10 protein-coding genes are annotated in these 11,573 nt (G+C 31.6%); 5 read left to right on the top strand and 5 right to left on the bottom strand.

The annotated features are described in order from the left end of the window. A partial coding sequence (locus ACZIYX_RS19880; protein WP_462684005.1) for a gliding motility-associated C-terminal domain-containing protein occupies positions 1-752 on the top strand: 752 nt, incomplete at its 5' end. 3 nt (positions 753-755) lie between these two features. Further along, positions 756-1,682 (top strand): PorP/SprF family type IX secretion system membrane protein, encoded by a 927-nt coding sequence (locus tag ACZIYX_RS19875; RefSeq protein ID WP_462684004.1) that lies wholly within the window; start codon positions 756-758, stop codon positions 1,680-1,682. Positions 1,683-1,738: 56 nt separating this feature from the next. On the opposite strand, the gene ACZIYX_RS19870 is transcribed toward ACZIYX_RS19875, so the two are convergent. The 4 genes from ACZIYX_RS19870 to ACZIYX_RS19855 all read right to left on the bottom strand — a co-directional run bounded on the left by ACZIYX_RS19870 (position 1,739) and on the right by ACZIYX_RS19855 (position 6,525). Beyond that, positions 1,739-2,095: a helix-turn-helix domain-containing protein gene (locus tag ACZIYX_RS19870; protein ID WP_462684003.1), complete on the bottom strand. Its 357-nt coding sequence runs from the start codon at positions 2,093-2,095 to the stop codon at positions 1,739-1,741. 301 nt (positions 2,096-2,396) lie between these two features. Next, positions 2,397-3,041, bottom strand: a complete 645-nt coding sequence (locus ACZIYX_RS19865; protein WP_462684002.1) for a response regulator transcription factor — start codon at positions 3,039-3,041, stop codon at positions 2,397-2,399. After that, on the bottom strand, positions 3,031-5,118 hold the full coding sequence (locus tag ACZIYX_RS19860; protein ID WP_462684001.1) for a tetratricopeptide repeat-containing sensor histidine kinase: 2,088 nt from the start codon (positions 5,116-5,118) through the stop codon (positions 3,031-3,033). Before ACZIYX_RS19860 ends, ACZIYX_RS19865 begins: the two co-directional genes overlap by 11 nt. Before the next feature lie 126 nt (positions 5,119-5,244). Beyond that, the gene (locus ACZIYX_RS19855) at positions 5,245-6,525 is read right to left on the bottom strand and encodes an exo-beta-N-acetylmuramidase NamZ family protein (protein ID WP_462684000.1); all 1,281 of its coding nucleotides are present in this window, start codon (positions 6,523-6,525) and stop codon (positions 5,245-5,247) included. Positions 6,526-6,533: 8 nt separating this feature from the next. On the opposite strand from ACZIYX_RS19855, the gene ACZIYX_RS19850 reads away from it, so the two are divergent. The 3 genes from ACZIYX_RS19850 (at position 6,534) to ACZIYX_RS19840 (ending at position 10,332) form a co-directional block, all read left to right on the top strand. Beyond that, on the top strand, positions 6,534-7,775 hold the full coding sequence (locus ACZIYX_RS19850) for an ABC transporter permease (protein ID WP_462683999.1): 1,242 nt from the start codon (positions 6,534-6,536) through the stop codon (positions 7,773-7,775). A 95-nt stretch (positions 7,776-7,870) separates the two neighbouring features. Continuing rightward, positions 7,871-9,232, top strand: a complete 1,362-nt coding sequence (locus ACZIYX_RS19845) for a pyridoxal-phosphate dependent enzyme (protein ID WP_462683998.1) — start codon at positions 7,871-7,873, stop codon at positions 9,230-9,232. A 122-nt stretch (positions 9,233-9,354) separates the two neighbouring features. Beyond that, positions 9,355-10,332, top strand: coding sequence for a helix-turn-helix domain-containing protein (locus ACZIYX_RS19840; RefSeq protein WP_462683997.1), 978 nt, complete (start codon positions 9,355-9,357; stop codon positions 10,330-10,332). A 359-nt stretch (positions 10,333-10,691) separates the two neighbouring features. On the opposite strand, the gene ACZIYX_RS19835 is transcribed toward ACZIYX_RS19840, so the two are convergent. Then, the gene (locus ACZIYX_RS19835; protein ID WP_462683996.1) at positions 10,692-11,549 is read right to left on the bottom strand and encodes a peroxiredoxin family protein; all 858 of its coding nucleotides are present in this window, start codon (positions 11,547-11,549) and stop codon (positions 10,692-10,694) included. Positions 11,550-11,573 lie beyond the last annotated feature (24 nt).

Here is an 11,573-nt window from a genome sequence, read left to right as displayed (position 1 = left end):
TTACTTGTCCTTCTGATCAGGAGCTAAACTGTAATGTTTCTACAATTTTGGATTACAGACAATTAATTATCGTTACAGATAATCAGGATTCTAATCCTGTTATCACTCAAAATCCAATAGCAGGAACTCCTGTTGTGAATGGGATGTCGATAACTATTACAGCTACAGATTCTAGTACCAATAGTTCAAGTTGTGAATTTGTGATTTATCAAGAAGAGGTATCTGTGCAGGCGGGAGAAGATCAAGAAATTATAGCAGGGGAGCAGGTTGAATTAACTGCGACTGCTTCAAGCAGTGGTACATTTGTTTGGACACCATCAACAGGTCTTAATAATGCTACTATTGCTAACCCAATAGCTAATCCTGATGAAACTACAACCTATACGATTGTTTTTACCAGCGACCAAGGATGTGTTGCACAAGATACAGTTACAATTTATGTAGAAGCACAAGAAGAAGACGAAACCCGATATGGTTTTTCGCCAGACGGGGATGGGATCAATGAATATTGGGAGATCCATAGTATTGAAAATTATCCAGATAATAAAGTATCGATCTATAACCGATGGGGAGATATAGTTTTTGAAGTAGAAGGATATAACAATACTTCAAGAGTTTTTAGAGGGATTGCCAATCGAAAGAGAAGTTTTGGAGGGGATAAATTACCCGAGGGAACCTATTTTTTCAATATCAAAATAGAAGGTTCTCATAACTTAAAAAAGCAAACTGGTTTCCTTGTGTTAAAGCGTTAATTTATGAAAAAAGCATATATAATATGGATGGTTGCAATACTGTCCAAAGGATTTTTATGCCCAATATTTGGGCAGCAAACCCCGGTTTTTGCAAATTATAATTACAATACCGTTATAATTAATCCAGCGCATGCAGGTTTTTATCCTGATTCTGATATTACTATTACGAACAGAGGATATTTGAACTCGGTAGAGGGTAGCCCACGAAATATAGGATTGACATTTAATTCGCCAATAGGGACCAAAAACATGGGCTTAGGGGCTGGGGTTTTAAGCGATCAGGTTGGGGTTACCAAAACAACCAATATATTTGGGGCGTATGCTTATAAATTGGTTTTTGATCATAATTATAGTCAAGCGAGGTGGTGGTCGTATAACCCAAACGTTTTATCTTTTGGTATTACTGCAGGGGTAACTTTTTATAACGAAGATTTATTGTCCTTGGGGATCCCCGATGATCCTAATTTTGCAAGTAATGTAAATACGGTGGTTCCTACTTTGGGGGTTGGTGTTTTGTATAATCGAGAGCGTATTTATCTGGGGGTTTCATCGCCTAATGTTTTAGGGAGCTCATTGTCGTCAGAAAAGAATATTAATATAGTAAACCCTGTTTATGCATATTCTGGCTATCGTTTTTTTACCACTCGTTTTGAGGAGGTTTTAATCACTCCCAGTATTTTGATTAAATATGTATCTGGGGCTCCATTACAAGCAGATTTTAATACGACTATAAATTATAAAAATAAAATAGAAATCGGGGCAGGCTACAGGACCAATTCTTCTTTAAATTTTTTGGCAGGTTTTCATATATCCAATCATTTTAGGGTATTGTACAATTATAACCATGCATTGCGCAATACGCCTGTTAATAATACGCATGGGATTGTGTTGAGCTATCGTATGGGGGATGGGTTTGGGGGTAAAAAGTAAACTTTCAAGGTGTTTTCCAGGCCCCTAAACCTTCAAGGTTTGCAAACCTTGAAGGTTTAGGGGTTTATTCGACCTTCAATAAAAGCTTCTACTTCTTCTAGTTTATCTAAAGGAATGTCATGCAATAGTCGTGTGATTTTTGTAGTATGCTCGGGGTCTTTTGCTTTAATAGCGTGCAATGCAAGTCTTTTATCATTTACAAACCCTTCAGAAGGGTGCCACTCTAATAAGTCATTAGGGGTACAATTAAGTGCAATACAAATTTTTTCTAACGTTTTTAACCGAATACTTCCTAGTTCGTTTTTTACTATACGACTAGCCATTTGGTTTTGAATACCTTGTTGGGTTAAATAGGTATAGGGTCTGGTTATCCCTCGAATTTTAAAGACTTCCTCAAATTTATAGCGTAACATAGGTATCGTGATATGATTAACAAAAACCAATATAATACTAAAAAGTGATTTATAGGTATTTTTGACAATGAAAAATGCATTCCTACTTATGATTTAAGTATTCCTATCAATGAAATAGATACTCTTACTAATGAATAAGGTATGATTTATAATGAATATAGTCTTGTTTTAATGATTTAGATACACTATATAATGAATAATGTATATTTTACGATGAATTAAATAATATTTACGATGATTTAAGAACTTCTACTTAATGATTTATCAATTTTTGATGAGGTTTATTTGTATAGTTAAGATTTTAATACTTTATGTATTTCATTTTTAAAGCATACTTAGTCAAACCGGCAAGGTTTCTAACATTAAGTTTTGCAATTAGGTTTTTTCTATAACTTTCAATAGTATGCTTACTTAAAAACAATTTATCTGCTATTTCTTGAGTAGTAAATTCTTGAGCAATTAATGTGATTACATCAATTTCTCGTTGTGTTAATTTAATTTCTTCTTGTTTTTTCTTAGAGAATTTATTTTCCAAATAAATATCTTTTATTTCTTTCGAAAAGTATTTTTCTCCACTCAAAATCGTTTTTATTGCTTTTAGCAACTCTTCTTTTTCTGCATTTTTTGGCACATAACCATCTACATCATGCTCAATGAGGGTATCAATTTTATCTGCATTATTGTGCATGCTAACCACTAATGTTTTTATATTTCGATTGTGTTCTTTAATGATTTTGTTAAGGGCAATACCATCCAGTTCTGGCATAGAAATATCGGTTATAATAAGATCTATTTTTTCATCGGTATTTATTTTTAGATATTTTTCTATATGTTTTCCGTCTTTGGCAGTTAGTAAAATGTTGTATTCTTTTTCAGACTTAAGAATGCTTAACAAGCCATCTAAAAACATTTTGTGATCATCTACTATGATTAAATTATAGGTCATTGGTGTTTTTTTTAAATATTGGTATTTCTATATCGATAATAGTTCCTCTATGGATTCTGGAATCAATATGAAAAGTGCCGGATATATTTTTTAATCTACTTTTTATGTTTTCAAAACCGATTCCTGAATAATTATTTTTAGTGTCAAAACCAATTCCATTATCTTCAAATAATATATTTATTGAATTTTCAACCAGGTTTAACTGTAACTCAACAGAAGAGGCTTTTGCATGTTTAATCGTATTTGTAATTAATTCCTGAATGATCTTAAATATTTCCATTTGTATGGTTTCATCAATATGATCTATCTCTGTTCTTGGGTATACGACAAATGTAGTTTGAAGACCGGTAGCCCCGCCAATATTATTAAAATATTCTTCGAGAACATCACAAAATTTATTTTTACTAAATTTTTTTGGAACAAGAGTATGAGATAAGTTTCTAACCTGTTCATAAGTGTCGTCTAATTGGTCACTAATGGTTTTGATACTTTTTTTGTTTTCATTAATAACTGTATTGTTGAGTTGTAATTTTATAGCTGCCAGATTTCCCCCTATACTATCGTGCAACTCCTGGGCGATACGTTTTCTTTCTTTATCCTGCCCTTTTATAGAAGCCCTAATAAGTTTTAGTTCTTGATCTTTTATTAAGGAAGAAATTTTTTGTTTACTTATCTCTTCTTGTTTTTTATTCAATTCACTTTGTGTTTGTAGTTTTTGATAATATACCACAAGTAATGCTATAACTGGTATAAGAAGTATTAAAAAAGAGTATAGGATATTATTTTTTATAGTTTTTTGACGTTCTAGTTTTGTTTCCTGAATTTCTTGATCTTTTTTTAATATAGCAATTTCACTTAATCTTTTTTCAGACGCATTTCGAAAAGATAAAATTTTATTTTCGTTTTCTTTTTTTTGAACCTCTTGGAGCAACCTTAGATTTGTAAAAGCTTCTTCTTGATTTTTAAGTTCTAGTTTTCGGTTTGTATTTTCTACTTGAAGAAATGTTATCTCCTTTTCTTTTTGTAATGTTTTATATTTTACTTCTAACTCGTTAATTTCTTTATCTTTTTGTAGTTTATTTACAGAATCTTTGATTTGAAAAGATCTGGATATAAACCCAAAAGCATTTTTATAATCATTTTGAGCAATAGAAATATTTTTTAGTTTTTCATAAATAGTTTCTTGTTCTTTTAAAAAGCCAAGTTCTATAGCGTCATGAAGGCCAGTAGAATAAATTATTTTTGCGTTTTCATATTGTTTTAAATTAAAATAAATATTTCCTATACCAAGGCGAGCAAATAAAACAATTCGTTTAAGGCCATTTTTATCTGCGATTCTTATACTTTCCTCATATAAAGAAAGAGCAGTATCTATATTATTTTCCTTATGATAATTTTCAGCCATATTTAGGTTTATGACCGCTGTAGCCATAGGCTTTCTATTTTTTTTTGTTAATACCAGAGCTTTTTCTAAATAATTATTTGAAGTTTTATAATTTTTTAGATGACTATAGATACCAGCTATGTTTATATAACTACCATAAATAATCTCTGGATCATTTTTATAAGTTAAACATTCCTGAAACATATTTAGAGCATTTTTGTAATCTCCCATTTCACTATAGGTTAACGCAAGACCATGCGTATGAGAGTAGTATAGGTCTTGTTCGTTAAATTTCTGTGAGGTTTCAATACCTTTTAAATGCCATTTTTTACTTTCATCGAGTAATCCTTTATTTCTGTAATTTTTTGCAAAAAGGCTGTACGCTAAAGTATGCCCTCTGCTTTTTAAGGAATCAGATATGTTTTTATCGTATTTTAAAGATTGATTTGTGTAATATAAAGAAGAATCAATAAGAGTTCTTTTGTTAAAATAAAATGCCAGAAGCAAATTCGCATTAAACTTAGATTGGTTTGTTTTTACAGTTTTTAAAAGCTGATGTGCCATTGCATAGGCCTTTTTATCTTCATTGTTATTATAAAGGTAAAAAACGGTATCGATTAATTTTTTTTCTTCTTCTGTTTTACTTTTTTGTGGTATAGATACTAGTTTATTACCATCAATTTGCGCTTTCATTACAAAAGGCAAAAGGAATATACTATATACTATGATATTTTGTAAAAACCGTAACATAAGCAAATGTATTAATTCTTATAGATAACAATATCCCTGAAAACTGGGGTTTAAGAAGTATGGTTTTTACTACTTGTAGATTAAATATTTGTTTCTTATGATTTTAAAATTTTGAAGATCTTTAGACCAGGTACGTTTAATTTCTGAAGAAGTTAACCCCTGTTTTATTTGTTGTTCCAGTTTTTCTGTGCCGGCATGAATGGTAAAGGATTTTGTGTCGAAGAATTTTTCTTTAGTGTTAGAGTTATTATACGCATTAACTAACCAATCTAAATTTATAGAATCTAAGGTTTGTGTAGCTCTTAGGTCTTTTCCATAACAGATTACGCCTTGGTGCTTGGGGTATTTAGAACCAAAATTTGGCTTAGGGGTATAAGCATAATCATATTTTTCTACATCCAAATCCGGAGAACCAAAAATCTGAAATTGCATTTCTGTGCCCCGACCTGCATTTATAGTGGTACCTTCAAAAAAGCCAAGACTTGGGTATAAATTAATAGAAATATCGTTAGGTAAATTAGGGGATGGTCTTATGGGGAGGCTATAAGGGGCGGTATGGGTATAGTTTTTAACAGGGACAATGTGTATTTCACAGCTTAAATTTTCTCCAAGCCAACCTTCTCCATTTATCATTTTTGCATACTCTGCTATAGTCATGGCATGTACTAAGGGTATAGGGTGCACCCCTACAAAACTTGAATGCTCAGGCTCTAAAACAGGGCCGTCAATATAATGGGCATTGGGATTAGGACGATCCAATATCAAGACAGGGATATTGTTTTCTGCACAAGCCTGCATCACATAATGCAATGTAGATATATATGTATAAAAACGTGCTCCTACATCCTGTATATCAAAAACAACGATGTCTATATCAGATAAAGCTTCTTTAGATGGTTTTTTATCTTTACCATATAAAGAAATAACAGGAAGCCCTGTTTTAACGTCTTTTCCGTTTGCAACAAACTCCCCCGCATCTGCTTTGCCCCTAAAACCATGCTCTGGGGCAAACACCTTTTTGATTTTAATATTTCTGGACAATAATGAGTCTACCAAATGAACATAGTTTTGATTGGTAATACTATCTTTAAAAATAACCGAAGTTTGATTGCCTACAATAGCAACCTTTTTATTTTCTAAAAAAGGAATATACAAACTTGTTATATTGGCTCCAACTATAATAGGTTTTACTGTTTTTATAGTATCTTGAACAATATAAGTAGTAGATATAGGTTTCTTTATTTCTAAAGAAGAAGCAGGAGAATTACTTTTTATTCCATTTACACAAGAAATAAAAATCAGGAAAAGGAATAAAAATGTATTTTTGAATGCATTTCTAATAAAAACCATAGATAAGCTTGAATTTCGAGTATTTTATAGCCAAACGCCTTATCAAAGGTAAGGAACATAAGAGTAGTATTTCTACTCCAATCATAAAAATTGCAATTTTTGCAATAGCTATAGGTATGATTATGATGCTTATTACAGTTGCAACAGGCGTAGGGTTACAACGCAAAATAAGAGAAAAAGTTGCTGCATTTAATGGGCATGTGCTAATTTCTAGCTTTGATAATAATAGTAGCGTAGAATCCTTGATGCCAATATCCTCTAAACAGGACTTTTATCCAGAATTTTCTAGCGTAAAAGGAGTTGTTCATATACAGGGAGTTGCTACCAAGATGGGACTTATACGTACAGAAAACGATTTTGACGGAGTTGTTGTTAAAGGGGTAGGCAAAGATTATGACTGGAACTTGTTTAAAGAATATCTTGTAGAAGGACAAATACCAGATTTTACATCCAAACTTAACGATGAAATATTATTGTCCTCGCATATTGCAAACCGTTTGGGCTTAAACATAGGAGATAAAGCAATCACTTATTTTTTAAAAAAGAACGCCCAATCTAACTCTAAACCTTTTGTAAGGGCTTTTCATATTGTTGGGATTTATAAATCCGGATTTCAGGATTTTGATGAAACATTTGTTTTTGCAGATATTAGGCATATCATAAAAATGAATAAGTGGCAACCGGATGAGGTAGGTAATTTTGAAGTTTTTTTGGATAATTTTGATCAAATCGACCAGAAAGGAAAAGAAATCTATGAAAATATTCCTTCTACTTTAGATAGCCAGACAATTACTCTTAAATATGCTACTATTTTTGAATGGTTAAAACTATTTGACCTTAATATTATAGGTATAATAGGGATAATTATTTTGGTTGCAGGTATTAATATGATAACAGCTTTGTTGGTTTTGATATTAGAAAGAACTCCTATGATTGGGATATTAAAAGCTTTAGGATCTAATGACTGGAGTATAAGAAAAGTTTTCTTGTATAATGCCGCTTATCTAATATTAATTGGGCTTTTTTGGGGCAATTTAATCGGTATTAGTTTGCTCTTGATCCAGGATTATTATGGTATTGTAAGCCTTAATCCCGAAACTTACTATGTAAGCACCGCGCCTACTTATATAAATATAGGATATGTTTTGTTGCTTAATCTGGGAACAATGCTGTTGTGCATAACAATGCTGCTTATCCCATCGTATATTATTGCCAAAATTTCCCCAACAAAATCCATACGGTTTCAGTAGCTTTTATTGTTTGTTAAAAATTGCCAATCGATAATCAAGATTGTATCTTTGCGTTGCTATAACTTCCTTTTTATAGGACTATTAAAATTGAAAGAGTGAAATACGCAAAAAATATATTAGAAACCATAGGTAATACCCCTTTGGTAAAAATGAATGCGATGGTGAAGGACGTAGATGCTTTGGTATTAGCAAAGTATGAAACCTTTAATCCTGGAAACTCGGTAAAAGACCGTATGGCATTACGAATGATTGAAGATGCAGAAGCAGACGGCAGATTACAACCAGGAGGTACAATTATAGAGGGTACATCTGGTAATACAGGTATGGGATTAGCATTAGTAGCTATTGTAAAAGGGTATAAGCTAATCTGTGTAATGGCAGATAAGCAATCTAAAGAAAAAATGGATATCCTTAGGGCTGTAGGCGCAAAAGTAATGGTTTGTCCAACAAATGTAGAACCCAACGATCCAAGATCGTATTATTCTGTTTCTAAAAGATTAGCAGAAGAAACGCCAAACTCATGGTATGTAAATCAATATGATAACCCCTCTAACGCACAAGCACATTATGAAAGTACAGGACCAGAGATTTGGGAACAAACAGATGGAAAAGTAACTCATTTTATAGTTGGAGTAGGAACAGGAGGAACTATATCCGGAGTAGGAAAATACTTGAAAGAGAAAAACCCCAATATTAAAGTATGGGGAATAGATACCTATGGATCCGTGTTTAAAAAATATCATGAAACAGGAATTTTTGATGAAAACGAAATATATTCGTATATCACAGAGGGTATAGGGGAAGATATTTTACCAAAAAATGTAGATTTTTCAGTTATAGATGGGTTTACCAAAGTAACAGATAAAGATGCAGCTGTCTATACTCAAAAATTAGCAAAAGAAGAGGGGATGTTTCTTGGCAATAGTGCGGGAGCAGCAATAAAAGGATTGTTGCAACTCAAAGAACATTTTACCAAAGATGATGTTGTGGTTATTTTGTTTCACGATCATGGTAGTAGATATGTGGGCAAAATGTTTAATGATGATTGGATGCGCGAAAGGGGTTTTCTGGAAGAAGAAGCATATACAGCAAATGATTTGGTGAAAAACCATATAGAAAAACCTTTGATTACTGTAAAAACAGAAGAACTGGTATCTCATGCTATTGAACGTATGCGCAAGTTTCAGATCTCGCAAATACCAGTAGTAGATAGCGAAGGTTTTGTTGGATCAGTAGACGAAAGCGCTTTATTTACTGCTTTTTTGGAAGATAAAAATATGGATAGCACACCAATTAAAGATGTTATGAAAGATCCGTACCCAATTGTAAATGCTAAAACTTCTCTGGATGAAATATCCAGACTTATCAAAAATGGAAACCCTGCGGTTTTAGTAGCTTTAGAAAATGGAAAACACCATATTATTACCAAATATGATGTTATTAGCCATATAAAATAATTTCTTATATTTATATATAAATTAACCCCTCTATTGATTTTCGTCAATAAAGGGGTTGTTTTTATTATCTTGTTTTTACAGGTTCTGTTAAAATAAATTTAAAGGGAAAAAAGGATAACAGTATGTATAAATATTCATTTGATTGTTCAGATATCGACAAGTTAAGAGACTATTTTAGATCACAATTAGATCCAAATGGCTCTTCAGATAAAATTTATTTTCCTCCAGAAATCGGAGAAGGGTATTTGTTATATTATAAAATATCGCCAGAAGTGTTTCTTTTTATTAATAATTATAAAGCCAATGCAGATATAGAATACATAAGGAAACCATGTGAAGAGAAAGATATTATACTGCATTTTAGGAAATATGCACTGGATCATCAATTACAAAAAAATCATATAGTAAGCAAGTATTCATACAGTTATACTCCTGGTAATATGAGATGTATGGATGCCAGACAAGGAGAGCAGATTTTTATACCTAAAGGAGCAGAGGTAAAGTCGGTTATGATAGTACTAAAAAAATCCTATACAAAACCTTACTTTATGAAAAATAATGATCTGGCAGAAAGGCTGGATAGTTATATCAGACATTCTCATCAAGACATCAATAAATTTTATCTTTCTTATAAGCAATCTAATCTTTTTGACCAGATAGCACAACCAAATATAAATAAAATAGAAAATTATCTGTACTATATAGCCAGAGGTATTCGATTATTAGAAACTTTTTGGAAAGATGTGCTTCGATGGGGGTCAGATAGTAATCCTTTTAATATTAACTGCGGTCAGGTTGGTAGTATCTACAGGGTAAGTGACTATCTTAAAAATAATTTAAGAGAACCTTTTTTAGGAGTAGACCAACTAGCAGCAATGGCAAATATGAGCCGGACTAATTTTTTTAGCATGTTTAAAGAAATTCATGACCAGACTCCGTTAGAGTTTTTCAATAATAAAAAACTCGAAATTTCATATAATATGATAATCGGAGAGGGATTATCTATAAAAGAAGTAATGAATGCCTTAAATTATTCTAACTCCTCAAAATTTAGAAAAGCTTTCTTTAATAAGTTTGATATTTATCCGGATGTCAATTAGTTACCTTGTATAATCAAATTAGGCAATGGTTTTAAAAATAATGATGGTCATCAAAAAAATGACAACCATCAATAACCTAACACAAACTCAACTTAGCTTAGGGTTTTAATCTTAATATTTTTTAGTGAATTAATTTTCCCCATTAATTCTGGTAACAAAGTAATGAAATGAAATGGTTGTTTCTTGTTCCATTAATACATAAAATATTACCGATAGTACATTTTTACATGTAATTAACTTTATTTTAAGAAAAATACGCAAAAATCATACTATTTGTATGGTAATAGTTGTGCTTTTTTTACGGTTGTTTTTGTTTTCTAAGTATTTTGATGTGGTATAACCAGACTGGATTCCCAACTTTATGTTAAAGGTTTTTTGTCTAAAATTTTCAGGAATATTTCAGGTTCAGGTCTTACTCTGTAATTGTTGGTAAGATCTGCAAAGAGGATCTTTCCTTTTTTATCGGTTATTATTACGGTAGGCATTACAGTATCACTATCATAACCTAATATTTGCAAGCCCATTGGTAATCCATTGCGAGAAAAGATTTGTAATTGTTTGGCTACTTTGTTTCCTTCATCCACTAAATAGTTGAATTCTAGTTCAAATTTCTTTGCCAAAGATTTAGTGTGCCCGTGGGGCTGTGGACTTATAAGGACTATGTTTACATTTCTTTTTGCTAGTTCTTTATATTGAGAAACAATTTCTTGGATTTGTGCCATGCACAAAGGGCACCAATTACCGCGATAGAATAAAAAAATAGAGGGATTGCCTAAAAAAACAGATGTATTTACTTTATTTTTTTCAGGATCTTGTAATTCAAGATAAGGTAATGTGTTTCCTGTTTTTATAATGGCATTTATATTTCTGTTATCAAAAAAGGAATACCATTTTAAATACAATATCCAGCTTAAAAACAAACTAATACCGGGTAAAGATCCATTTATATCCTTTTCTAAAATACCGCCAAAAATTATACTTATCAAGAATCCAATTGCAATGGGCAAAGTAAATACTTTTAAATTAGTATCTGTTCTGGCAACTTTTCTTACAAAAAGAGAAATAAAAAAGGTAGCAATTGTAAAAGAAAGGATTAATCGTCCTATATACCTATAAGAGATACCTTTATCTAACAAATGCAGCGCACTGTCCAGAGTATAGTATAAAGAGAGTATAGGGAAAACGGATATAAAAACAGATTTTAAAATTGCTTTCATTTTGATGTAGGTTATTTTTGGTTT

Source organism: Aquimarina sp. (assembly GCF_977115655.1).
The sequence above is the reverse complement of the archived record's forward strand: the minus strand, read 5'-3'. Positions and strand labels throughout refer to the sequence as shown.

Bases quoted from the DNA above. Each gene is read 5' to 3' on its own strand.
- ACZIYX_RS19875 (WP_462684004.1), top strand. From the start codon at position 756: ATGAAAAAAGCATATATAATATGGATGGTTGCAATACTGTCCAAAGGA.
- ACZIYX_RS19855 (WP_462684000.1), bottom strand. From the start codon at position 6,525: ATGGTTTTTATTAGAAATGCATTCAAAAATACATTTTTATTCCTTTTC.
- ACZIYX_RS19860 (WP_462684001.1), bottom strand. From the start codon at position 5,118: ATGAAAGCGCAAATTGATGGTAATAAACTAGTATCTATACCACAAAAA.
- ACZIYX_RS19835 (WP_462683996.1), bottom strand. From the start codon at position 11,549: ATGAAAGCAATTTTAAAATCTGTTTTTATATCCGTTTTCCCTATACTC.
- ACZIYX_RS19840 (WP_462683997.1), top strand. From the start codon at position 9,355: ATGTATAAATATTCATTTGATTGTTCAGATATCGACAAGTTAAGAGAC.
- ACZIYX_RS19865 (WP_462684002.1), bottom strand. From the start codon at position 3,041: ATGACCTATAATTTAATCATAGTAGATGATCACAAAATGTTTTTAGAT.
- ACZIYX_RS19870 (WP_462684003.1), bottom strand. From the start codon at position 2,095: ATGTTACGCTATAAATTTGAGGAAGTCTTTAAAATTCGAGGGATAACC.